The following is a 23,761-nucleotide window of genomic DNA, read 5'->3' as shown; positions in this document are numbered from 1 at the left end:
GCCGGTCAGCGTGTAACGCATAATATCCTAACCGGATGCCCGGGAAATAAATTGCCAGTCCAGGATTCTTTTTTCAGGAAGGCTGTCAGGCTCGTTGATTTTTTGCAGCAGTAATTTTACGGCCTGCCGGCCAATTTCCTGTGAAGGCTGCTGGACGGTGCTTAATTGCGGCGAAGTAATATAGCTTAATTCGGTACCGTCAAAACCGATCACGGCGATATCTTTCGCCACCTGCAATCCCGCGTCTTCAATCGCTTTTAACGCCCCGGCCGCCAGTGTGTCTGATACGGCAAATACCGCATCCGGTTGTATTTCCTCATCAAGCAACGATAGCATGGCTTTTTTTCCCGCTTCGTAACTGAGTTCACTGGCATAAATAACCGAAGCGTAATGAAGGGCGTGTTCGGCAATCATTTCCCGATAGCCCTGTTCCCGAAGTTGGGCATATTTATAATTCAGGTCGTGATTGATCATGGCAATACGCTGGCGGTTATTGTTTAGCAGATGCTCAAGCACAAAACGGGAGGCCAGCCGGTCATCAATTCCGACGCTGGAAACCGCCGCCGCATCGGCGTATTCGGCACACTGCACCCAGGGCGCATCGCCTATCATCGTGGTCAGTTCCGGCAAACGGGATAACGCGTCCATGGTAATGACTCCATCGACCATTTTCCCGGACAATAATGACAGGCTGGATTTTGCCCGCGCGGTATCCGAGCCGGAATTACATAACAGGATGCGGTATCCGTTTTGCTCCGCTTCGGATTCAATGCCTTTTACCACATCGGCACAGAATGGATTGGCGATATTGGAAACCATGACCAGCAGCATATGACTTTTCGCGGTGCGTAATTGTCTGGCGAGTAAATTGGGCTGGTAATTGCTTTGTTGGATGGCGTTCAGTACACGTTCACGGTTTTGGGGCTTAACGGAGTCCTGATTATTCAGCACCCGCGATACGGTTGCCACGGAAACGCCGGCAAGTCGTGCGATTTTTTGAATCGACATAATGGGAAAACATTCCTGAACATGAGCTCTGCGCACAGGCTATCACAGTTTGTTTTCTCGAAAAAATCGATAGTCCGGCCGATATCCGCCGGACTATCGGGGATTATGCCGGTATGGCGATCCAGCGTTGTTCCTGATGGCTGCGCACTATCGCATCGATGATGAACATAATCGTGGCGCCGTCGTGGAACGTCGCGAAGTCGCAGGGATCGACCTGCGGCTGCTTGCCGTCCCGCAGATAGGTATAAAAGCGCAGCATCATGTTTTTAAACGCATCAGGCCAGCCTTCAATGTGGCCGCCGGGAAAATGGGCCTGGCTGGACACATCCGCATTCATCAATCCCGGATCATCGCACAGTAACTGATTGGGGCGGTCACGCTGCCCGATCCACAGATTTTGCGGCAGTTCCTGATCCCAGGCCAGCGAGGCCCGCCCGCCGTTAACTTCAAAGTGAAGGCGGTTTTTTCTGCCGGCGCTCACCTGAGATACCGTCAGGCTGCCGCGGCTGCCGTCATCAAAACGCAGCAGGATGGCGGCGAAGTCTTCGGTGGTTACGGGCTTGTTTTCATATTCCGCCGCCGCTGCGTCGGGGCCGCCGAAGGTGGCTGCCGCATGGCGGCTGGCCTTGCGCGTAGGGTAGACGGTGGAGAGGTCCGCCATCACTTCGACGATTTTGCGGCCGGTGACGAACTGTATGGTATCGCACCAGTGGGAGCCGATGTCGGCGACGGTGCGGGACAGACCGCCTTTGGCGGCATCGACGCGCCAGTTATAGTCGGTTTCGTAGAGCATCCAGTCCTGCAGGTAGCCGCCGTGTACGGCAAACAGGCGGCCCAGCGTCTCCTGGCGGATCATGCTGGCCGCCTGCTGCACCATCGCGAAGTGGCGGTAAACAAAGCTGACCCCATGAACGATGCCTTTTTCCTGCGCCAGCGCAACCAGTTCGCGGGCTTCCTCGCTGGTCATACATAGCGGTTTTTCGGAAAAGATATGTTTACCCGCCAGCATCGCCTGGCGATTGATGGCGGCGTGCAGGTAATTGGGCGTGCAGTTGTGCACCACCTCCAGACCGGGATGATTCAGCAGCGCGTCAACGTCGCCATAGGCGTGGGGGATAGCTAACTGACGGGCCTTTTCCTGCGCCAGTTCAAGGGTGCTGTCACATAACGCGACCACATTGACAAACCCCAAACGCCGGATAGCTTCGATATGCGCAGGCCCGATGAAACCTGAACCGATAATGCCGACATTGATCATGACGCGTCTTCTCCTTTCAGTCCCAGCATGTTCCTGATGGCCTGGCGATCGCTGGTGGTGGCCGCAAAGTCATCAAACGCTTTTCCGGCCACCGGGATGATGTGGTGACGGATGAATTCAGCGCCTTCCCGCGCGCCGGTTTCCGCCTCTTTCAGGCAACATTCCCATTCCAGAACCGCCCAGCCCGGATAGTCATATTGCGCCAGCTTGCTGAAAATGGACTTGAAATCGATCCGGCCGTCTCCCGGCGAGCGGAAGCGCCCGGCGCGTTCTGTCCAGGGCTGATAGCCGCCATAGACGCCGCTTTTGCCGCTGGGGGTAAACTCGGCGTCTTTCACATGAAAGGCCCGGATTCTGTCGTGGTAAATATCGATAAAGGCGAGGTAATCCATGTGCTGTAACAGCATATGGCTGGGGTCGTACAGCACGTGGCACCGTGGGTGGTTATCGACCGCAGCGAGAAAACGCTCAAAGCTGATGCCGTCGTGCAGGTCTTCCGACGGGTGTAATTCGTAACAGACGTCGATACCGTGGTGATCAAACACATCCAGAATAGGGCGCCAGCGCCGGGCCAACTCGTCAAACGCTTCCTGGATTAACGCCTCCTGGCGCGGCGGCCACGGGTAGAAATAGGGCCAGGCCAGGGCGCCGGAGAAGGTGGCATGGGCGCGCAATCCCAATTTTTCCGACGCCGCGGCGGCGTTTTTTAATGCGTTGACCGCCCATTGTTGCCGCTCCGTGTGGTGGTGGCGAACCGCCGGCGGGGCAAAGTCGTTAAAAGCGTGGTGGTAAGCCGGGTGTACGGCAATCAGCTGGCCTTCGAGATGGGTGGAGAGCTCGCTAATGACCAGCCCGTGCTCAGCCAGACGTCCGGCGACGTCATCGCAATAGGTCTGGCTGTGCGCGGCCGTTTCCAGATCAAAGATGTGCGGATGGTTACAGGGGATCTGGAGCGCCTTGAAACCGAGGCCGGCCGCCCAGCCGGCCAGCCCTTCCAGTGAGTTAAAGGGCGCCTGTTCCCCAATATACTGCGCGAGAAATAACCCCGGCCCTTTTATTGTTTGCATGCTGCCTCCCGATGTAATGGCTTAACGGTTGTCTTGCTCTTGATATTTAAAGGAAAGAAGGAAAATAAACGCGATGACGGCGGCCATAACGGCCGGGATCCACCAGAAGGTGACCCAGTTGTGTACGTCGGGCGGCGTGGTTTGGCCGAGCAGCCGGTTATACAGCGCGCCGGAGATTTGCGAGCCGAGCAACATGCCAATGCCGTAGGTAAACATGACAATCAGGCTTTGCGCCTGACCTTTGACCTTTTCGCCGGCAACGCGGTCGGTATAGATAAAACCGATGACAAAGAAAAAGTCGTAGCAAACGCCATGCAGCAGGATGCCGAGATACAACAGCCCGCGCCCTGTCTCGCTGACGCCAAGGGCAAACAGCGCATAGCGGAGGAACCACGCCAGCATACCGATCAGCAGCATGTATTTGATGCCCAGGCGGCGGAACAGCAGCGGGATAATCAACATGAAAAAGATTTCCGACATCTGGCCGAACGACATCGCCGTACTGACGTCTTTAATGCCGAGATCCGCGAGGAATGACGCGGTGTAGGCGTAGTAAGTGCCCAGCGGAATGGAAATCAGCGTGGCGCAGACAGCAAAAATCAGAAAATGGCTTTTCTTCAGCAAAGCGAAGGCGTCGGCGCAGAACAGATCGCGCAACGCCAGCGGCTGGCCTTTGGCCGGCGCTGGCGTATGGGGTAAGGTCAGGCTATAAACGGCCAGCATGACAGAGCACGCCGCGGCAAGCTGGAAAATCATCACGCTGGCGGCAATACCGGTAACGCCAATCAGGATCCCGGCGACAATCCAGCCTATCGTGCCGAACACCCGGACCACCGGAAAGGTTTTTTCCGCCTGCGCCAGACTGTGGAAGGCGATGTTGTTGGTCAGCGCCAGCGTCGGCATGTAGCACAATGTGTAGGCGAACAACAATGCAATCAGCTGTGCGCCGTTTTCACTGGTCAGCGCCTGCGGAACACACCACAGGATCGCCGCGCCGGCCAGATGCATTACCGCCATCACTTTCTGCGAAGGGAAAAAGCGGTCAACCAGCATGCCAAGCACAAAAGGGGACAGGATGGAGGCGATAGGCCCGGCTGAGAAAGCGTCGCCAATCAATGAAGACATGTTGTGCTGTGTCATCACCAGCCCCAGCGTGACCGACCAGCTTCCCCAGATAAAAAATTGCATAAACATCATGAATGACAGCCGGGGAACGAGCAGTTTATGCGGTGATGTTTTTAATTCGGTACTCATCATTGAAGAAGCCATATTCTCCCGCCTTTTAAAAGTAATCGATTACAAAACATCTTCAGGTAGAAAGTAATCGATTACTTTAATGAACTCTCTGAGTACGTTTTGGAAATGCGAGATTTATCACAGGAAACTATGGCTGGCAAACCCGTGACGGCGATGAAGCTGTGCTGGCGATCGAAAATATACGGTATCAGGACGGGTAGGCAGCAGCATTCAGCGTCTATCAAACCGGGCATGGCGCGACCGACGCCGCTTGTCTTCTCCGGGCCGCGCCAGCCGGGTGGGTCAGTCCAGCGTAAAATGCGCCCGAAACTGCGCCAGCGCCTCTGCGCTATCCCCCAGCGCCGATGCTTCCAGCGCTATCGGCCCGCGGTAATCCACCTCACTCAGCGTTCTGGCAATGTGGCGGTAATTGATCTCTCCGGTTCCCGGTTGGTGACGGCCCGGCACATCAGCCACCTGAATTTCCCCGATAAAGGGGTGACAGCGGCGAATCAGCTCGGTGAGATTGCCTTCGCCAATTTGTGCGTGGTAGAGGTCGAGATTCATCTTTAGGTAAGGGCTATTGACGGCGGAAACCAGCGCGAACGTTTCACTGGCTTTGGCAAACGGCGTTCCCGGATGGTCAACCTCCACATTGAGGTTTTCCAGCGTAAAGACGCGGCCGTATTGTTCGCCCAGACGGGCAATTTCATGCAGCGCGGCGGCGGCGTTTAACCACATCGAGCCGGTGAGGTTTTCGACCGGCGTTACCGGCAGCCCACTGGCATCCAGCGCGCTGCCGGTGAGATTAAGGTTCAGGCAATCCAGCTTGTCGGCCGCGATCAGCGACGCCCGCGCGGTCTTTAATAGCATGCGGATCCCCTCGCTATCGGTGAGGTTTCCGGCCAGAAAGCCGGACATGGCGGTAAAGCGGGCGCCGGTTGCGGCCAGTGCGTCGATATCCTTGTGTTCCCAGCTCCACATTTCAACACCGAAGCCCAACGCGTGAATATGCCTGACGCGTTCGATGAACGGGCGTTGCGGAAAAACCATTTCGGCACAGACGGAGAGTTGATTTTTCATGTTGTTGCGTGACCTCACGGTGGCGTTGCGTATGCCATGCGCGCTATAGGGGCGTGTATCTGCGAGCGCTTGCTCCTCGCAGACGCCATTGCGCGGATAAATTGGCGAATGGGTAAAAATATTGCATAGACAGTCCGCCCATGACCCGGTAATTTTGTGATCTACGTCAGATTATTGCCTGCGGCAGGGCTAGCGATCACCGGATTTTGGGGTGATGTTTTTTCTGAACGATCGTTTTTCTCTGAATGGTTACTTTTTTCTGAATGGTCGTTTTTCTCTGAGTGAGATTGTTGAGGAGATACTCATGGCGGGTTCAGCGCGCGCGGTCATGATTGCCAAAGGGCTGCAGACCATACTCAATTGCGGCCTGTTGGTGCTGGCGGTGATTCTGGTTGTCTTTCTGGGCAAGGAAACCTGGCATCTGGCTACGGTACTGCTGGTCAGCAATGAGAAAGAGTCGTCCTACATGCTGATCGAAAGCCTGGTGATTTATTTTCTCTATTTCGAGTTTCTGGCGCTGATCGTGAAGTATTTCCTGTCCGGCTATCACTTCCCGCTGCGCTATTTTATCTACATCGGCATTACCGCCATCGTGCGGCTGATCATCGTCGATCATAAAAACCCGGCGGATACCTTCACCTACGCCGGGGCGATTCTGATACTGGTGATCACGCTCTATCTGGTCAACAGCCCGCGCCTGAAGCGGGAATAACCAGAAAAGAAAAAGCCAGCTCAAGGGAGATTGAGCTGGCCAAGGAGGTGGTTCCTAGTAGCATAACTACGCTTATTTTTCGTTTTGTATTTTCTCAGCGCTGCAATAGTAACCAGTTAGCCAGGCCATTGATGTGATCTGATTCTAAAAAATGTCACAATTGGCACCATACTGTCACTTTTTTGTTATTTTGCGTGCGGATTGCGGGTGCTGGTACCCGGCAGATTTCGCAGCAGCAACGCGTATTCCAGCGCGATGTCGTCCGGCACCGGCAGATACACCGTATGGCCGTCGCCCGGCGCGACATCGATCGGCTGGCCTTTCGTGTTGAACAGGGTTTCGATGGTGAACTGGACGTTGCCGCCCGGCGTCATCATTTCCACGCTGTCGCCGCGGGAGAACTTGTTCTTGACCGCCACTTCCGCCAGCCCGTCGCGCCGCTCGCCGGTAAACTCCCCGACAAACTGCTGCTGGTCCGACACCGAGTAACCGTAGTCGTAATTCTGGTAATCCTCGTGGACGTGACGGCGCAGGAAGCCTTCGGTGTAACCGCGGTGCGCCAGCCCTTCCAGCGTTTGCAGCAGCGTCGGGTCGAACGGCTTGCCCGCTGCGGCATCGTCAATGGCGCGGCGATACACCTGCGCGGTGCGGGCGCAATAGTAGAACGATTTGGTGCGGCCTTCGATTTTCAGCGAGGCGACCTGCATGTTGGTCAGGCGTTCCACGTGCTGAATGGCGCGCAGGTCGCGCGAGTTCATGATGTAGGTGCCGTGTTCGTCTTCAAACGCGCTCATGTATTCGCCCGGACGCTGCTTCTCTTCCAGCATGAATACCTTGTCGGTGGGCGCGCCGATGCCCAGCGTCGGTTCCACCTGGACGGCGTCGAGCTGCGTGACGGCAATCGGCTCGTGGATATGCACGATGTTGCCCACCGTGTCTTCTTTGCCTTCCTGCACGTTGTATTCCCAGCGGCAGGCGTTGGTGCAGGTGCCCTGATTCGGGTCACGCTTATTGATATAACCGGACAGCAGGCAGCGGCCGGAATAGGCCATGCACAGTGCGCCGTGGACGAAGATTTCCAGTTCCATTTCCGGCACCTGGGCGCGGATTTCCTCAATTTCTTCCAGCGACAGCTCGCGCGACAGAATCACCCGGCTCAGCCCCATCTGCTGCCAGAATTTCACCGTCGCCCAGTTTACCGCGTTGGCCTGTACCGACAGGTGGATCGGCATCTGCGGGAAGTTTTCCCGCACCAGCATGATCAAGCCCGGGTCGGACATGATCAGCGCATCCGGGTTCATTTCGACAACCGGTTGCAGATCGCGCAGGAAGGTTTTCAGCTTGGCGTTATGGGGCGCGATGTTAACCACCACGTAGAATTTTTTGCCCAGCGCATGGGCTTCGCTGATGGCTTGCGCCAGCGTCTGGTGGTTGAATTCGTTGTTGCGCACGCGCAGGCTGTAGCGGGGCTGGCCGGCATAAATCGCATCAGCGCCATAGGCAAAGGCGTAACGCATATTTTTCAGCGTACCGGCCGGAGAGAGTAATTCCGGTTTGAACATGGTGTTTTCTCAAGTCTGATCACAGGTCAGGCTGTTCCCGGGCGGGAACAGTAAAGGCGGCAGATTCTAACGCCAACGGCGGGAAAAATCAGTAGTCAGCTTACAAAAAGTAAGCCTATTGACGTGCCGGGCTGTCGACGGCCGGACAACAGTCCGGCCGTTTACGGCGTCAGGCGGTACGGATACCGGCGGAGGTGCCTGCCAGCTCGCGCTGGTGCGTGCGTTCAAAGTCCACCAGCGGCCCTTTCGCGATGATAGCGGTAGGGTTGAGCCAACGGATACTGTAGTAACCGGCTTTGATGTGATCCAGCTTGACCGTTTCTTTGACCCCCGGCCACTGATACAGCTCGCGCAGGTAACCAGAGAGGTGCGGGTAATCCTCCAGACGGCGGATGTTGCATTTGAACGCGCCGTGGTAAGCGGCGTCGAAACGCACCAGCGTCACGAACAGCCGCCAGTCGGCTTCGGTCAGCGTGTCGCCCGCCAGATAGCGGTGGTGGGCCAGGTGGGCTTCTACCGTATCCAGCGAGGCAAACAGGTTGGTTACCGCCTGGTCGTAATGCGCCTGGGTTTTGGCGAAACCGGTTTTGTACACGCCGTTGTTGATGTTGTCGTAAATCAGGCTGTTCCAGCGGTCGATTTCCGGCTGCAGCTCTGCCGGGTAAAAGTCCAGCCGGTTGCCGGTCAGGTCATTGAAGGCGTGGTTGAGCAGGCGAATGATTTCCGACGATTCATTATTCACGATGCGGCCTTCTTTGCGGTCCCACAGCACCGGCACCGAGACTTTGCCGGTGTAGTGCGCATCGCTGGCGGTGTAGAGCTGGTGCAGATAACGCACCGGCGCCACTGTGTCGCCGGCATCCTGCGGGGTGCTGAATTCCCAACCCTGTTCGCCGATGCAGGGGGCCGCCACCGACAGCTGAATCACGTCCTGCAGGGCTTTCAGGTTACGGTAGATCAGCGTGCGGGATGCCCACGGACAAAGGTACGAGACGAACAGTTGATACCGCCCGGCTTCCGGCGCCAGCGATGTTGCACGAAATAGGGTTTCCTGACGGTGAAACGCGCCGCCTTTGATTTCTTCGGCCGCTACCTCGCCATCGACCCACTTGCCATTCACTAATCCCGACATGCTTACCCTCATCATGATTATTATGTTCAATGATTATGCTAGCAGCCAAACGCCAGGAGAAAATTGCAAATTTTTAACCGAGTCGGACAGTTTCTTTGACGGCTTGCCCGTCTGTGCGGGCGGGCTGCCTACATTTCCTGGCTGGCGGCCGCTTCCCAGCGGTAACCGATACCGTATACCGTGCGGATGAACGACGTTTCCTGATCAAACATTTCCAGCTTGCGGCGCAGGTTCTTGATGTGGCTGTCGATGGTGCGGTCGGTCACTACCCGGTAGTCGTCGTACAGATGGTCGAGCAATTGTTCGCGCGAAAAGACCCGTCCCGGCTCGGCGGAGAGGGTTTTCAGCAGCCGAAATTCGGCGGGCGTCAACTCCAGATGGCGGCCGAGGTAGCTGGCCTGATAACGGTTCTGGTCGATCAGCAGCGCGGGCAGCGCATCGCCCGGCAGCGGCTCATGTTGCCAGCGGCAGCGGCGCAGCAGGGTTTTCACCCGGGCGACCACTTCGCGCGGGCTGTAGGGTTTGCAGATGTAATCGTCGGCGCCGATTTCCAGCCCCAGCAGCCGGTCGATTTCATCGGTACGGGCGGTCACCATGATGATCGGCACGTTGGAAAAACCGCGGATGGCGCGGCAGAGCGTCAGGCCGTTGCGGCCCGGCAGCATCAAATCCAGCAGAATGAGCTGGCAGTGATGTTCCCGCACCCAGGGTTCAACCTCTTCGCCCTGCGTCAGCCAGTGGGTACGGTAACCCGCCGACTGCAGGTAATCCACCAGCAACTGGGCCAGTTTGGGCTCATCTTCAACGATCAGCACCGGCAGGTTTTCATCACCAGCCGCTGCAGGAGACGATGCTGTCATGTCGGTTACCTGCCTGTATCAGGATAGGTGCAACGGAAGCTCGACAGTAATTTGCACGCCGCCGAGCGCTGAATGATCAGCATACAGGCGTCCATCGTGCGCCTCAACGATATTGGCGCAAATCGACAACCCCAGACCCGAGCCGCCGCTGGCGCGGTTACGCGAGCTTTCCGCGCGGTAGAAGCGTTCGAAGATCAGCGCCAGCTGTTCATCGCTGATGCCGGGGGCGCTGTCGCGCCAGTGGATAATCAGCCGTTGCTGGCGCAGTTCGGTTTCCACTTCCAACTGGCCCTCGTTGTCAGTATAACGCAGGCTGTTTTCCATCAGGTTGTTGAACAGCTGGTTCAGACGATCCGGGTCGCCAAACACCACGGCTTCGGGGTGAAGGCGGGTGGTCAGCCGGATGCCTTTTTGCTGAAAACGCTCCCTGAACGCCGCCACCGACACCTGCAACAGGGCGCTGGCGTTGACGGCGGCCTTGCGATAAGCCAGTGCGCCCAGATCGGACAGCGACAGCTGATGCAGGTCGTCCACCAGCTTGGTCAGCAACGCGACCTCCGACTGTAGCGAGCCGAACGCCGCGGTGTCCGGCCGGCGCACGCCGTCCTGCAACGCTTCCAGTTCGCCGCGCAACACCGCCAGCGGGGTACGCAGTTCGTGCGAGATATCCGCCATAAACGCGCGGCGCGACTGCTCGTTTTTCTCCAGCGCCGAGGCCAATTGGTTAAAATCCTGCGCCAGACGCCCCAGTTCGTCGCGTCCGTTGGCGGAAACCCGGGTGCCGAAATCCCCGACCGCCAACTGGTGGATGCCGCTGACCAGCCGTTTGACCGGCGCCAGCAGGCCGCGCGACATCATCCAGGTCACCACCGCGGCCAGCAGGGTGGTGAAGGCGACAATCAGCCAACTGGTACGCTGTTGCTGGCGGTCGAAGCTGATATCGGCGCTACGGGTCAGCCCTTCCACCGGCGCGGCCACCAGCCAGCCGACGGTCTGTTTTTTCACGGTCAGCGGCTGCCAACTGCTGCCGGCAGGCATCGGGATCGGCGGGCCGATCAGTCGGCGGCGGTTCTCATCCATGATCCAAAACCGGGTGCGCCAGCCCTGCATCGCTTCGTCGTTGTTCTGTTCCATCGAGCGCAGCATGGGGAAAATGCCGCGCTCGTTGTTGTGCAGAAAATCCCAATTGCCGTACTGCTGGTATTGATCTTCCAGCCAGCCGCGAATTTGCACCACCCGCTGCTCGTTGCCGTGGCGGATATAGTCGATAAACCCTTTCTCGAAACTAAGCCGGACGCCAAAGTGCATGATCACCAGCACCAGCATGCAGGTGGAAAAAATCGCCAGAAATAGTCGGGCGGTAATGCCGAATCTCATCATTCACCTCATGAGGAACGCGTCAGCGTCGCCTGTTGAACGGTATCGGACGGCACCCGGTTGAAAATCAGCGCCGGGAACGCCATCACCACCACCATGCAGAGATAGGTGTAAAGGAATACGGTGTGGGTTTCCGGTGCGCCGCTCACCAGATGCTGGTTGGCGAAAATCCCCAGCAGCAGGCCGGCGATGGTCACCCCCATACTGGTGGATAACTGCATCGACATCGACAACAGGCTGTTGCCGCCGCTGGCCAGGGAGTCCGGCAGGTCCTTGAGCGTCAGGGTATTCATGGTGGAAAAGCGAATACCGTTCACCATGCCCACCAGCAGCAGTACCACCGGCATCATCCAGTGCCAGCTCATTAGCGCCACCAGCGCAAACAGCAGGGTAGCGAGCGCCAGCGCCAGGGTGGAGGCGATCAGTACCGCGCGGTAGCCGAACCGGTTAACGATAATCACCACCAGCCGTTTCATCCCCATGTTACCCAGCACCAGCGGAATCATCATCATGCCGGCGTGAAACGGCGTGTATCCCAGCCCGATTTGCAGAAACACCGGGGTCATGAACGGCAGCATGCCGCTGCCGATGCGCGCCAGCCAGCCGCCGAACAGCCCGATGGTAAAGCTGCGGGTGTCGAACAGACGCAGGTTGAACAACGACTGCTCATTGTTTCTGGCGTGCAGCCAATACCCCAGTAGCGCCAGCAGGCCGGTCAGCACCAGCGCGCTCAGCGCCGGCGCCGACAAACCGAGGCTTTTCTGGCCGTCCAGCGCCAGCGTCAGGGCGCCCATGGCGATGACCAGACAGACAAAGCCGCGCAGGTCGAAACGACGCGGCGGCATGGTGAAATTGGGCATCAGCCACCAGGTGGCGAGGGCGCCGACCAGGCCGACCGGAATATTGATCAGGAAAATCCAGTGCCAGCTGGCGTACTGCACCAGAAAGCCGCCGAGCGTCGGTCCCATCAGCGGGCCGATCTGCCCCGGCAGCGTGACGAAGGTCATCGCCGCCATGTACTGATCGCGCGGCACCAGCTTCATCACCGTCAGCCGGCCGATCGGCACCATCATCGCGCCGCCGACGCCCTGAAGCACGCGGGAAAACAGCAGTTCGTTCAGGGTGGTGGAGCGAGCGCACAGCAGCGAGCCGAGGCTGAACAGCACGATGGCGGAAAAGAAGACGTTCCTCACGCCTAGCCGGTCCGCCAGCCAGCCGCTGGCAGGCAGCATCATCGCCACCGTCAGCACATAGGCCACGATCACGGCATGCATACGCAGCGGGCTTTCATTGAGGCTGACAGCCATGGAGGGCAGGGCGGTGTTGACGATGGTGGTGTCCAGCGCTTGCATAAAAAAGCCGAAGGCCACAATCCACAATTGCCAGCGAACGGAGGCGGGCTGATTGGTCATGCTTGGTGTTACTCCCGGGAATATCCTGTCCCTTGCAGGCGCCGGGGCGAACCCCGGCGAATTGTTACAGGTACGGCTAGCGCGGCATCAGGCCGACGGTTCGGTATGTGTGGTCGCGTCAGGGCGTTCGCGGCGACGCCATTGCAGGCGATCAAAGAACAGGTACACCACCGGCGTGGTGTACAGCGTCAGCAACTGGCTCATCACCAGCCCGCCGACGATGGTGATGCCGAGCGGCTGGCGCAGCTCCGAACCGTCGCCGCTGCTCAGTACCAGCGGTAGCGCGCCGAACAGCGCCGCCATCGTGGTCATCATGATCGGGCGGAAACGCAACATGCAGGCGCGGAAAATCGCCTCGCGCGCCGGCAGTTTTCCTTCGCGCTGCGCCACCAGCGCAAAGTCCACCATCATGATGGCGTTTTTCTTCACGATGCCGATCAACAGCAGAATGCCAATCAGCGCGATCAGGCTGAACGGTTTGTCAAACAGCTCCAGCGCCAGCAGCGCGCCGACCCCGGCGGACGGCAGCGTCGAGAGAATGGTTAGCGGGTGGGCGACATTCTCGTACAGTATCCCCAGCACGATATACACCGTCAGGATCGCCGCGATGATCAGCACCACCTGCGAATGTTGCGACTGCTGGAACGCCAGCGCGGTACCGGCAAACTGGCCCCGCACGGTGGGCGGCACCCCCAGCGCGGTCATGGTGCGCTCGATGGCGGTGGTGGCGTCCGACAGGCTGGCGCCTTCCGGCAGGTTGAAGGAGAGGGTGGCGGCGGCCGACAGCCCCTGATGGTTGACCGCCAGCGGCGCGTTGGCCGGCTGCCAGCGGGCGAAGAACGACAGCGGTATCGGCTTGCCGTCGTTGTTGATTACAAACATCTTATCCAGCGAACTCGGGTCCTGGGTGTAGGCTGAATCCACCTCCATCACCACCTTGTACTGGTTCATCGGCTGGTAGATGGTGGAGATCTGGCGCTGACCGAAGGCGTTGTTCAGCAGCGTGTTGACGCTGGAGACGTTGATGCCGAGGCGCGCCATCGCGTCGCGATCGTACACCATCATCAGCTCGGCGCCCTTGTCCTGTTGGTCGGAACTGACGTCCGCCAGTTGCGGCAGCTTGCTCAGGGCATCGCGGATTTTCGGCTCCCAGGTTCTCAGCACCGACAGGTCATCCGACAGCAGCGAGAACTGGTAACCGGCGTTGGACTCGCGCCCGCCGATGCGTACGTCCTGCACCGCCATCAGGTACAGGTTGGCTCCCGGTTCTTTCGCCAGGTTGGCGCGCAGCCGGGTTATCACCTGCTGGGCGCTGACGTCACGCTGGGCCAGCGGCTTCAGGCTGATGAACATCGAGCCGCTGTTGGTGCGCATGCCGCCGGTGAAACCGGTGACGTTATCCACCGCCGGGTCGGCGCGCACGATGGTCATGAAATCCTGCAGTTTGCGCTTCATCGCCTGGAAGGAGATGCTCTGGTCGGCCTGAATAAACCCCATCAACCGGCCGGTGTCCTGCTCGGGGAAGAAGGTTTTGGGAATGCTGATGTACAACCAGACGCTCAGGCCGATAGTGCCAAGCAGCACCATCATCACCCAGCGCGAGTGGTTCAGCACCCAGCGCAGGCTGCGGCCGTAACCTTGTTGCAGCCCGAGCAGGAGCCGGTTGAAGCCGCGGGTGCGCGGCTGGCTGCGGGGCGCGTGATGGCGCAGCAGCCGGGCGCACATCATCGGCGTCAGGGTGATGGACACCAGCAATGAAATCAGGATCGCCACCGACAGCGTAATCGAGAACTCGCGGAACAATCGCCCCGGCAGGCCATCCATGAACAGCAGCGGAATAAACACCGCGATCAGCGACAGGCTCATCGACACCACGGTGAAGCCGACCTCCCGCACCCCTTGCAATGAGGCTTGCAGCGGTTTCATGCCTGCTTCGATATGGCGGGAAATGTTCTCCAGCACCACGATGGCGTCATCCACCACGAAACCGGTGGCGACGGTCAACGCCATCAGCGACAGGTTGTTAAGGCTGAAACCGCACAGGTACATGGCGGAGAAGGTGCCGATCAGCGACACCGGTACGGCGATGGCTGGAATCAGCGTGGCGCGCCCGGAGCGCAGGAACAAAAACACCACCAGAATCACCAGCGACACGGCGATAGTCAGCGAGCGCTCGACATCGCGCAGCGAGGCGCGAATGGTGGGCGAGCGGTCCTGCGCGACATTCAGGGTGATTGACGCGGGCAGCAGGGCTTGCAGTTCCGGCATCGAAGCGCGGATGGCATCGACGGTGGAAATGATATTGGCGTCCGGCGCCCGGCGGATCATCACCAGAATGGCGGGTTTGGCGTTGGTCATCCCGGCGTTGAGCACGTTCTGCACCGAATCTTTCACTGTCGCCACGTCGCTCAGGCGCACCGGCGCGCCATTGTTGTAGTGGACGATCAGCGAGCGATAGGCGTCGGCGGTTTTCAGCTCGTCGTTGGTCTGAATCTGGTAGTGAGTGCTGCCGCTGTCGACGCTGCCGAGCGGCTGGCGCACGTTGGACTGGGCGATCGACTGGCGCACGGCGTCCAGCGATACGCCCTGATTGAACAGCGCCTGCGGGTTGAGCGCCACTCGCACCGCCGGCAACGAGCTGCCGCCGATGGTGACGTCGCCGACGCCGTCGATCTGCGAGACGCGCTGGGCAATCTGGGTGGAGGCGTAGTCGTACAACTGGCCGGGACCATAGGTGTCCGATGTCAGCGTCATGATCATGATCGGCGCATCGGACGGGTTCACTTTACGGTAGTAAGGACGGCTCGGCATGCTGCTCGGCAACAGGCTTTGGGCGGCGTTGATCGCCGCCTGCACGTCGCGGGCCGCGCCGTTGATGTCGCGCTCCAGCGCAAACTGCAGGATGATGCGGGTATTGCCCAGCGAACTCATCGACGTCATTTCATTGACGCCGGCGATGCGGCCCAGCGAGCGCTCCAGCGGCGTCGCCACCGACGACGCCATGGTTTCCGGCGATGCGCCGGGCAGGGTGGCGGTGACCGAAATCACCGGATAATCCACCTGCGGCAGCGGCGACACCGGCAGCAACTGATAGCCGAGCAGGCCGCACAGCGCTATCGCCAGCGCCAGCAACGTGGTGGCGACCGGACGATGGATAAACAGCGCGAAGAACTTCACTGTACTTCCCCTTCCTGCGGCTGGCGGCGACGCAGACGATGCGCCAGGCGGTCAAACAGCAGGTAAATCACCGGCGTGGTAAACAGCGTCAGCACCTGGCTCATCACCAGCCCGCCGACCATACAGATGCCGAGCGGGCGGCGCAGCTCCGCGCCTACGCCGGTACTGAACATCAGCGGTACGGCGCTGAGCAGCGCCGCCATCGTCGTCATCAGGATCGGGCGAAAACGCAGCAGACAAGCCTGATAAATGGCCTGATACGGCGTCATGCCCTGTTCGCGTTCAGCGGCCAGCGCAAAATCGATCATCATGATGGCGTTCTTCTTCACGATGCCGATCAGCAAAATGATGCCGATGATGGCGATGATGTTCAGGTCGCTGCCTGCGATCATCAGCGCCAGCAGCGCGCCGACCCCGGCGGTCGGCAGGGTGGAGAGGATGGTGACCGGGTGGATAAAACTTTCATACAGCACGCCCAGCACGATATACATCGCCACGACCGCGGCCACCACCAGCCAGATGGTGCTGGTCAGCGCCGACTGGAACGCCAGCGTGCTGCCCTGAAAGCGGGTAATGATGTCGCTGGGCAACTGCATCTGCTGCTGCGTTTCCTGGATGACTTTCACCGCATCCCCCAGCGCGTAGCCGGGCGCCACGTTGAACGAAATGGTGGTGGAGGGGAACTGATCGATGTGGTTGATCGACAGCGGCCCCTGACGCTCTTCCACCGAGGCGATGCTACTGAGCGGCACCACGCCGCCGCTACTGTTGATCAGCCGGATATCGTCCAGCGCCGCCAGTCCGTTGCTGCTGTCGTGATGCTGTTCCAGCACCACCCGGTACTGATTGGACTGGGTATAAATGGTGGAGATCAGCCGCTGGCCGAAGGCGTTGTACAGCGCGCTGTCCACCTGCGACATGGTGATGCCGAGGCGGCTGGCGCTGTCGCGGTTGACCTTGAGGTAGGCCACCGCGCCGCTGTCCTGCCAGTCGCTGCTGACATCCTGCAACTGCGGCAGTTTCTGTAGCTCGGCGGTCAGCTTCGGCACCCAGGTGCTGAGTTCATCCAGCGACATGGTTTGCAGGGTGAACTGATACTGGGTGCGGCTGACCTGGGTATCGATGGTCAGGTCCTGCACCGGTTGCAGATAAAGCTGAACGCCGGGCAGGGCGGACATTTGTTGTTGCAGTCGTTCAATCACGCCCTGAATACGGTCGCTGCGCTCCTCCAGCGGTTTCAGGTTGATCTGCAATCTGCCGCTGTTGAGCGACGGGTTGGTGCCGTCGACGCCGATAAACGACGAGACGCTTTCCACCGCCGGGTCCTTCATGATCAGCGCGGTGACCTGCTGCTGTTTGTCCACCATGCCGGTGAACGAGATGGTTTGCGACGCCTGGACGGTACCCTGAATGATGCCGTTGTCCTGTATCGGGAAAAAGCCTTTGGGGATCACGATATACAGCAGAATGGTCAGCACCAGCGTGCTCAGCGCGACGCCGAGGGTAATCCACGGATGACTAAGCACCCGCGTCAGGCCGCGGCCGTATAGCGCGATCACGCCATCAAAGAAGCGCTCGCTGGCGCGGGTAAAACGGTTCTGCCGGCTCAGCGACTGGTGGCTGAGCAGGCGAGCGCACATCATGGGCGTCAGCGTCAGCGACACCACGGCGGAGATCAGGATCGACACCGCCAGCGTAACGGCGAATTCGCGGAACAGACGGCCGATGATATCGCCCATGAACAGCAGCGGGATCAGCACCGCGATCAGCGAAAAGGTCAGTGAGATAATGGTAAAGCCGATTTCCCCCGCGCCTTTCAGCGCCGCCTGCAGCGGTTTTTCGCCTTTCTCGATATAGCGGGCGATGTTCTCGATTACCACGATGGCGTCATCCACCACAAAGCCGGTGGCGATGGTTAGCGCCATCAGCGTCAGGTTGTTGATCGAGAAGCCGAGAAAATACATGGCGGCGAAGGTACCCACCAGCGACAGCGGCACCGCGATGCTGGGGATCAGCGTCGCCACCGCGTTACGCAGAAACAGATAAATCACCATCACCACCAGTGCGATAGCCAGAATCAGCTCAAACTGCACATCGTCTACCGACGCGCGGATGGTGGTGGTGCGGTCGGTGAGCAGAGCAACGTCCACCGATTTGGGCAAACTGGCTTTCAGCGTCGGCAACAGGCTGCGGATATGGTCGGCGGTGGCGATCACATTAGCCCCCGGCTGACGCTGAATGTTGAGGACAATCGCCTGATTCTGGTTGGCCCATGCCGCCAGATGGGTGTTTTCCGCCGCCTGTTCTACCGTGGCGACATCCTGTAGCCGCACCGGCGCGTTGTTTTTCCAGGCAATGATCAACTGGCGGTAGTCGTCGAGCGAACGCATCTGGTCGTTGGCGGATAGCGTGACCGCACGCGCCGGGCCGTCAAAACTGCCTTTGGGGGTGTTGACGTTGGCGGCGGTGATGGCGGTGCGTACCGTTTCGCTGCTCAACCCATAGGCGGCGAGCGCGCCCGGATTGAGTTTGACCCGCACCGACGGCCGTTGTCCGCCGGCCAGAGTAACCAGCCCGACGCCTTCCACCTGAGCAATCTTCTGCGCGATGCGCGTTTCGATCATGTCCTGCACCTGCGTCAGCGGCAGGGCGGTGGAGGTGACTGCCAGCGTCATGATCGGCGGATCCGCCGGGTTGACTTTGCTGTAGGTGGGCGGGAACGGCAGATCGCTGGGCAGCAGATTGGTGGCGGCGTTAATGGCCGCCTGCACATCCTGTTCCGCTACGTCCAGCGGCAGCGAAAGCTGGAACTGCAGCGTGATCACCGATGAACCGCCGGAGCTTTGGCTCGACATCTGCTTGAGGCCGGACATGCTGCCGAACTGATGTTCCAGCGGCGCGGTGACCGCCGAGGTCATCACGTCCGGACTGGCGCCGGGGTACAACGTCACCACCTGAATCGTCGGGTAGTCCACTTCCGGCAGCGCCGAAACCGGCAATGCGCGATAGCCGACGATCCCGGCCAGCAGGATAGCGATCATCAGCAGCGTGGTGGCGATCGGCCGGAGAATAAACAGGCGCGACGGCCCGCCGCCATCAAGCGGCGCGGCGTCCTGTAACGGCGTCGTCTCCTGCATCAGGATTTCTCCGCTTTATGCTGACGTTTTTCCGTGCCGGCGGTGGATTTGGCATCCGCCGTCGCGGGCGCCAGTACTTCAACGCGCGCGCCTTCGGTCAGGCGATCGATCCCGTCGGTGACCACCCGTTCGCCGGCGTTCAACCCGGTCGAAACCACGGTTTGCTGGCCGTACTGAATACCGGTGGTGACAAGGTGTTTGCTGACCTGATCCTGGTCGTTCAGTACCCAGACAAAGCGCCCTTCGTTACCCATCTGGATCGCGGATGATGGCGCCACCACCACATTTTGCAGGGTATCCACTTTCATCTTGATGTTGACGAACTGGTTGGGGAACAGCGCATCGTCGGTATTGTCGAAGCGGGCTTTCAGCTTGATGGTGCCGGTGGTGGCGTCGATCTGGTTATCCATGCTCAGCAGTCGGCCCTGAGAGAGAATGTGCTGATTGGCGCGATCCCAGGCTTCCACCAGTACCGGCTGACCGGATTTCTGCGCTTTCAGCACGGTGGCGATATCGCTTTCCGGCACGGTGAAAACGGCGTCGATCGGGTGGGTTTGCGTCAACACCAGCAGATTATCGGTGCTGGTGACGTAGTTGCCGATGTCAATCTGACGCAGGCCGACGCGGCCGCTAAACGGCGCGGTGATGCGGCTGTAATCCAACTGCAACTGCGCGCTGGCGACCGACCCCTGATCCGATTTCACCGTCGCTTCATACTGGCGCACCAGCGATTCCTGGGTGTCCAGTTGCTGACCGGAAACCAGACTGGTTTTGGACAGTTGCCGGTAGCGGGCCAAATCCTGACGGGCGTTGACCAGCAGCGCCTGATCTTTGGCCAGTTGCCCCTGTGCCTGCGTCAATGCGACGTCGAACGGGCGCGGATCGATTTCCGCCAGCAGGTCACCTTCCTTAACCTGTTGCCCTTCCTGAAAGTGGATCGCCATCAACTGGCCGCTGACCCGGCTGTGCACCGTGACGGTATTGGCGGCGGTAACCGTACCCAGACCCGACAGGTAATAAGGCACGGAGGACGAAGAAGAGAGTGCGGCCTGTACCGGCGGCGGCGCTGAAGAGCCGCCGCGGCGACCGCCGCCGCTTCGGCCTTGTCCCTGATGGGTGGCTTGCTGTGTGGCGGTCCCCCCGTTGGCGGATTCTGATTGTGATGTATGGAAATAACGCCAGGCGAAAAAAATGGCGGCAATAACAACAGCCAGTATCAGGAAGCGAGATAAGCGTGTGGCGTTCATAGCTATGGAAGGAACCTCCAATCAGCACAGGCCAAGATAAGCCCATGAAACACTGAATATTATGATACTAGTTTAAACAGCGAACGGAGGACAAAAATGGAGGAAATATGGAAGATATGTCAGGGTTTGTAGAAAAAGAATCCCCGGCGCGGTAAACGCCGGGGATGGTATGCCTGGTGTGTCAGCGAGATGTCATTCTCAAGACGGCTGGATTACAGCACCAGACCGGCGACGGCGGCGGACAGCAAGCTGACCAGCGTGGAGCCGTACACCAGCTTCAGGCCGAAACGGGAAACGGTGTTGCCCTGCATTTCGTTCAGCCCCTTGATCGCCCCGGCCACGATGCCGATCGACGAGAAGTTGGCGAAAGATACCAGGAAGACCGACAGGATGCCCACGCTACGCGGCGACAGCTGACCGGCCACTTTCTGCAGTTCCATCATGGCGACGAATTCGTTGGATACCAGTTTGGTCGCCATAATACTGCCGACCTGCAACGCTTCGGCTTTCGGAATGCCCATCACCCAGGCGAGCGGATAGAACGCGTAACCCAGCACTTCCTGGAAGCTCAGACCGAATACGGCGCTGAACAGGGCGTTGATGCCGGCGATCAGCGCGATGAAACCGATCAGCATAGCGGCGACGATCACCGCAACCTTGAAACCCGCCAGAATGTATTCGCCCAGCATTTCAAAGAAGCTCTGACCTTCGTGCAGGTTGCTCAGGTGCAGCTCTTTTTCTTCGTTGGTGTCGTAAGGGTTGATGAGCGACAGCACGATGAAGGTGCTGAACATGTTGAGCACCAGCGCCGCCACGACGTATTTGGCGTCCAGCATCGACATGTAGGCGCCGACGATTGACATCGATACCGTGGACATGGCGGTGGCGGCCATGGTGTACATCCGTTTCTCGGACATCTGCCCCAGAATGTCTTTATACGCGATGAAGTTTTCAGACTGGCCCAGAATCAGCGAGCTGACGGCGTTGAAGGATTCCAGTTTGCCCATGCCGTTGACTTTGGACAGGATGGTACCGATCAGACGGATGATGAACGGCAGGACTTTGATGTGCTGCAAAATACCGATCAGCGCGGAAATGAACACGATCGGGCACAGTACTTTCAGGAAGAACACGAAGCTATTGTTACCGATATTGCCGAAGACGAAGGTGGTGCCTTCTCCAGCGAAACTGAGCAGCTTGTCGAACAGACCCGCAAAGCCTTTTACGAAACCCAAGCCTGCGCTGGAATAGAGGAAGAAATAGGCAAGCAGAATTTCAATGACTAAAAGTTGAACAATATACCTGACGCGAATGCTTTTACGATCGCGGCACACCAGCAGTGACAGGCCGGCGACAACGAGCAGCGCCAGAATAAATTGCAGAATGTTGGACATGTTTGCTCCAAATTATGATAGGGGCCGATTTTTGGTCGTCATTTTATGTAACGATTGCGCTTAAAATGAGACGTAAGGCGCAAAAGCGAGATTATATCGCGGAAAATAACCTAAACTAAAGCGTGGGTCTCATAGCATTCACTTCTGTCTGGGTGATGTCGGGACGATTTCATCATGTCTGACCGGAAAATGCTGTGATGAAGATTCCCCGCCGGCAACCTCGTCGGGCTGGGAAACAACACAAGGAGATGACAATGCCTGCGTCTGACGCATTACGAGAACTGGGACATTCAGGAATTCGGGTGCCGTTGCTGACTTTTGGCGGCAACGTGTTTGGCTGGACCATTGACGAGTCAGCCTCGTTTCGGGTGCTGGACGCCCTGCTTGATCAAGGGCTGCACTTTATTGATACCGCTGATATGTATTCGACCTGGGCGCCGGGCAATAAAGGCGGCGAGTCGGAAAGCATTATTGGCAACTGGCTGAAACAACGTGGAAACCGCGATCGGGTGATTATCGCCACCAAAGTGGGCAAGGACATGGGCGGCGACCGGCACGGGTTGTCGGCCGTTTACATCCGTCGGGCGGTGGAAGATTCGCTGCGTCGCCTGCAGACCGATTATATCGACCTGTATCAATCCCATGATGATGATAAAAGCACCCCGCTGGAAGAGACGCTGTCGGCGTTCGACGCGCTGATCCGTGAAGGCAAGGTACGCGCCATCGGCGCATCCAATTATGACGGCGAACGTCTGGCGCAGGCGTTGCAGGTTAGCAAGGATAACCACCTGGCGCGTTATGAAACCCTGCAGCCGGAATATAACCTGTACGATCGCCAGCACTATGAATCCACGCTGGCGCCGGTGGTGAAGGCCAAAGGGCTGGGCGTGATTGGGTATTATTCGCTGGCGAGCGGCTTTTTGTCCGGCAAATATCGCTCGGCTGCCGATGCCGCAAAAAGCGCGCGCGGTCAGGGCGTGGTGGAACGTTATCTCAACCCGCGCGGTCTGGCGATTCTTGAGGCACTTGATCAGGTGGCCGAGGCGCATCGCACCACGCCGGGTCAGGTCGCGCTGGCATGGCTGATTGCCCGGCCCGGCGTGACGTCGCCGATAGTCAGCGCCACGTCGGTCGAACAGGTGGCGGAGCTGGCCAGCGCTACCCGGCTGACGCTGACGCCTCGGGAGATTGAACAACTGAATACCGCCAGCGCCTGATCGACGGGCGTACGCTGCTGTGGCGGCGTGGTATGACAGGGCGGGGAGCCGGTATCGGTTCCCTGCCCTGTTCGTTTTGGTCTTTATCAGATTTGAATGCGTGCCCAGGCTGCCGTGTCCTGCATGATGGGGGGACAGCTTAGTAAGTCAGCGTGATCGTTACGGTATCGGTTAAGTCCCTGCCGGCATCGGCGCCATCTGCCGCCGGTTGCCGAGATCGTTCGTGCCGCATCAGATTGATGCTGTAAGGGGGATTTTGGGTGCGCTGTACGGCGATGATGTTGCTGCTGACGGACGTGAATGCCGAAGGGAAGGCGGCCGAACCGAAATCGACATCCGGTGCGCTGATAATCAAACAGTCCTTCATCACCACCATATTTACCGCCAGCGTGCCGTCAGCGGGGGAATAATCCGGCACTTCATCAATAATAATGCGATAGGCTGTTTGCTGGCCGGCAGGCGGCGTGGTGAGCCTCATCACCGGATTAATTGCCGTTTTGCCGCTGGAATGGGGGTAAAGGACGGGCTGGCGATGACGTCATTTGGGTCATGATAAACATCGTGATTATTTTCCTGATGCCAGGCTACAACCTGTATCTGTAATTTTGTATCCTGGTGCGATTTATTTCCCAGCCAGACGGTGGTGCTGCGTTGGTTGGCTTCAATGGTTTGATAAATCGGCCAGACCGGCATGGGAGATAAACATTAAAACAAGCAGGAAAATTATTGTCGTCCGTTTCACATTTTCTCTAATTCAATATGAAATGGTTACCGTCATCTTATTCGTATCGGTACCTATGACGGGTTGCTGAGCTTGTCTAAATAACCAGTCATAAACGATATGCCACTGTATTTTTTTCCGGAAATGAACTCACGCTATAT

Annotated in this window: 18 protein-coding genes; 2 read left to right on the top strand and 16 right to left on the bottom strand. The window is 58.6% G+C overall.

All coding sequences use genetic code 11. The features are described 5' to 3' along the window. Positions 1-27 precede the first annotated feature (27 nt). The 5 genes from CPA59_RS16290 to CPA59_RS16270 all read right to left on the bottom strand — a co-directional run bounded on the left by CPA59_RS16290 (position 28) and on the right by CPA59_RS16270 (position 5,652). Complete coding sequence (locus tag CPA59_RS16290; protein ID WP_107760074.1) at positions 28-1,008, bottom strand: LacI family DNA-binding transcriptional regulator; 981 nt, start codon at positions 1,006-1,008, stop codon at positions 28-30. A gap of 103 nt (positions 1,009-1,111) precedes the next feature. Further along, positions 1,112-2,266 (bottom strand): Gfo/Idh/MocA family protein, encoded by a 1,155-nt coding sequence (locus tag CPA59_RS16285; RefSeq protein WP_107760072.1) that lies wholly within the window; start codon positions 2,264-2,266, stop codon positions 1,112-1,114. Next, positions 2,263-3,333 (bottom strand): sugar phosphate isomerase/epimerase, encoded by a 1,071-nt coding sequence (locus CPA59_RS16280; RefSeq protein ID WP_100849944.1) that lies wholly within the window; start codon positions 3,331-3,333, stop codon positions 2,263-2,265. The genes CPA59_RS16285 and CPA59_RS16280 overlap by 4 nt, the downstream gene beginning before the upstream one ends. 21 nt (positions 3,334-3,354) lie before the next feature. Next, entirely contained in the window at positions 3,355-4,602 is a 1,248-nt protein-coding gene (locus CPA59_RS16275) for an MFS transporter (RefSeq protein ID WP_038919810.1), read from the bottom strand. Positions 4,603-4,872: 270 nt separating this feature from the next. Continuing rightward, the gene (locus tag CPA59_RS16270; RefSeq protein WP_107760070.1) at positions 4,873-5,652 is read right to left on the bottom strand and encodes a TIM barrel protein; all 780 of its coding nucleotides are present in this window, start codon (positions 5,650-5,652) and stop codon (positions 4,873-4,875) included. A gap of 304 nt (positions 5,653-5,956) precedes the next feature. Here CPA59_RS16270 and psiE point away from each other — a divergent pair, with 304 nt between their 5' ends. Next, entirely contained in the window at positions 5,957-6,364 is a 408-nt protein-coding gene (psiE, locus tag CPA59_RS16265) for a phosphate-starvation-inducible protein PsiE (protein ID WP_038669395.1), read from the top strand. Positions 6,365-6,549: 185 nt separating this feature from the next. Here the strand turns inward: psiE and yegQ are convergent, their stop codons facing one another. From yegQ to CPA59_RS16220, 9 genes are all read right to left on the bottom strand, one after another. Continuing rightward, complete coding sequence (yegQ, locus tag CPA59_RS16260; RefSeq protein WP_038919808.1) at positions 6,550-7,926, bottom strand: tRNA 5-hydroxyuridine modification protein YegQ; 1,377 nt, start codon at positions 7,924-7,926, stop codon at positions 6,550-6,552. Between the two features lie 169 nt (positions 7,927-8,095). Then, positions 8,096-9,058 carry a glutathione S-transferase family protein gene (locus tag CPA59_RS16255; RefSeq protein WP_107760068.1) on the bottom strand — a complete coding sequence of 321 codons (963 nt, stop codon included), beginning with the start codon at positions 9,056-9,058 and terminating at the stop codon, positions 8,096-8,098. Between the two features lie 128 nt (positions 9,059-9,186). Continuing rightward, complete coding sequence (gene baeR, locus CPA59_RS16250; protein ID WP_107760066.1) at positions 9,187-9,918, bottom strand: two-component system response regulator BaeR; 732 nt, start codon at positions 9,916-9,918, stop codon at positions 9,187-9,189. 18 nt (positions 9,919-9,936) lie between these two features. Beyond that, positions 9,937-11,295: a two-component system sensor histidine kinase BaeS gene (gene baeS, locus CPA59_RS16245; protein ID WP_107760064.1), complete on the bottom strand. Its 1,359-nt coding sequence runs from the start codon at positions 11,293-11,295 to the stop codon at positions 9,937-9,939. A gap of 8 nt (positions 11,296-11,303) precedes the next feature. Next, positions 11,304-12,707: a multidrug transporter subunit MdtD gene (gene mdtD / locus CPA59_RS16240; RefSeq protein ID WP_107760062.1), complete on the bottom strand. Its 1,404-nt coding sequence runs from the start codon at positions 12,705-12,707 to the stop codon at positions 11,304-11,306. An 87-nt stretch (positions 12,708-12,794) separates the two neighbouring features. After that, a complete protein-coding gene (mdtC, locus tag CPA59_RS16235) occupies positions 12,795-15,884 on the bottom strand; it encodes a multidrug efflux RND transporter permease subunit MdtC (protein ID WP_107760060.1) in 3,090 nt (1,029 codons plus the stop codon). Continuing rightward, the gene (locus CPA59_RS16230) at positions 15,881-19,021 is read right to left on the bottom strand and encodes an MdtB/MuxB family multidrug efflux RND transporter permease subunit (protein ID WP_107760058.1); all 3,141 of its coding nucleotides are present in this window, start codon (positions 19,019-19,021) and stop codon (positions 15,881-15,883) included. Before CPA59_RS16230 ends, mdtC begins: the two co-directional genes overlap by 4 nt. Continuing rightward, positions 19,021-20,268 (bottom strand): MdtA/MuxA family multidrug efflux RND transporter periplasmic adaptor subunit, encoded by a 1,248-nt coding sequence (locus tag CPA59_RS16225; RefSeq protein ID WP_107760056.1) that lies wholly within the window; start codon positions 20,266-20,268, stop codon positions 19,021-19,023. Before CPA59_RS16225 ends, CPA59_RS16230 begins: the two co-directional genes overlap by 1 nt. 212 nt (positions 20,269-20,480) lie before the next feature. Next, on the bottom strand, positions 20,481-21,662 hold the full coding sequence (locus CPA59_RS16220; RefSeq protein WP_038911659.1) for a NupC/NupG family nucleoside CNT transporter: 1,182 nt from the start codon (positions 21,660-21,662) through the stop codon (positions 20,481-20,483). Positions 21,663-21,916: 254 nt separating this feature from the next. Between CPA59_RS16220 and CPA59_RS16215 the strand changes: the two genes are divergently transcribed. Then, positions 21,917-22,879 carry an aldo/keto reductase gene (locus CPA59_RS16215; RefSeq protein ID WP_107760054.1) on the top strand — a complete coding sequence of 321 codons (963 nt, stop codon included), beginning with the start codon at positions 21,917-21,919 and terminating at the stop codon, positions 22,877-22,879. Between the two features lie 139 nt (positions 22,880-23,018). On the opposite strand, the gene CPA59_RS16210 is transcribed toward CPA59_RS16215, so the two are convergent. Continuing rightward, positions 23,019-23,357 carry a spore coat protein U domain-containing protein gene (locus CPA59_RS16210; protein ID WP_107760053.1) on the bottom strand — a complete coding sequence of 113 codons (339 nt, stop codon included), beginning with the start codon at positions 23,355-23,357 and terminating at the stop codon, positions 23,019-23,021. Then, positions 23,357-23,572, bottom strand: a complete 216-nt coding sequence (locus tag CPA59_RS16205) for a hypothetical protein (protein ID WP_049842594.1) — start codon at positions 23,570-23,572, stop codon at positions 23,357-23,359. The genes CPA59_RS16210 and CPA59_RS16205 overlap by 1 nt, the downstream gene beginning before the upstream one ends. Between the last annotated feature and the right edge of the window lie 189 nt (positions 23,573-23,761).

Source organism: Dickeya sp. Secpp 1600, assembly GCF_003049805.1.
Lineage (GTDB): Bacteria > Pseudomonadota > Gammaproteobacteria > Enterobacterales > Enterobacteriaceae > Dickeya > Dickeya fangzhongdai.
This window is presented reverse-complemented; position numbering and strand designations above follow the sequence as displayed.

Coding starts and splice junctions, on each gene's coding strand:
- CPA59_RS16290 (WP_107760074.1), bottom strand. CDS start 1,008: ATGTCGATTCAAAAAATCGCACGACTTGCCGGCGTTTCCGTGGCAACC.
- CPA59_RS16285 (WP_107760072.1), bottom strand. CDS start 2,266: ATGATCAATGTCGGCATTATCGGTTCAGGTTTCATCGGGCCTGCGCAT.
- CPA59_RS16280 (WP_100849944.1), bottom strand. CDS start 3,333: ATGCAAACAATAAAAGGGCCGGGGTTATTTCTCGCGCAGTATATTGGG.
- CPA59_RS16275 (WP_038919810.1), bottom strand. CDS start 4,602: ATGGCTTCTTCAATGATGAGTACCGAATTAAAAACATCACCGCATAAA.
- CPA59_RS16270 (WP_107760070.1), bottom strand. CDS start 5,652: ATGAAAAATCAACTCTCCGTCTGTGCCGAAATGGTTTTTCCGCAACGC.
- psiE (WP_038669395.1), top strand. CDS start 5,957: ATGGCGGGTTCAGCGCGCGCGGTCATGATTGCCAAAGGGCTGCAGACC.
- yegQ (WP_038919808.1), bottom strand. CDS start 7,926: ATGTTCAAACCGGAATTACTCTCTCCGGCCGGTACGCTGAAAAATATG.
- CPA59_RS16255 (WP_107760068.1), bottom strand. CDS start 9,058: ATGTCGGGATTAGTGAATGGCAAGTGGGTCGATGGCGAGGTAGCGGCC.
- baeR (WP_107760066.1), bottom strand. CDS start 9,918: ATGACAGCATCGTCTCCTGCAGCGGCTGGTGATGAAAACCTGCCGGTG.
- baeS (WP_107760064.1), bottom strand. CDS start 11,295: ATGAGATTCGGCATTACCGCCCGACTATTTCTGGCGATTTTTTCCACC.
- mdtD (WP_107760062.1), bottom strand. CDS start 12,707: ATGACCAATCAGCCCGCCTCCGTTCGCTGGCAATTGTGGATTGTGGCC.
- CPA59_RS16230 (WP_107760058.1), bottom strand. CDS start 19,021: ATGCAGGAGACGACGCCGTTACAGGACGCCGCGCCGCTTGATGGCGGC.
- CPA59_RS16225 (WP_107760056.1), bottom strand. CDS start 20,268: ATGAACGCCACACGCTTATCTCGCTTCCTGATACTGGCTGTTGTTATT.
- CPA59_RS16220 (WP_038911659.1), bottom strand. CDS start 21,662: ATGTCCAACATTCTGCAATTTATTCTGGCGCTGCTCGTTGTCGCCGGC.
- CPA59_RS16215 (WP_107760054.1), top strand. CDS start 21,917: ATGCCTGCGTCTGACGCATTACGAGAACTGGGACATTCAGGAATTCGG.
- CPA59_RS16210 (WP_107760053.1), bottom strand. CDS start 23,357: ATGAGGCTCACCACGCCGCCTGCCGGCCAGCAAACAGCCTATCGCATT.
- CPA59_RS16205 (WP_049842594.1), bottom strand. CDS start 23,572: ATGCCGGTCTGGCCGATTTATCAAACCATTGAAGCCAACCAACGCAGC.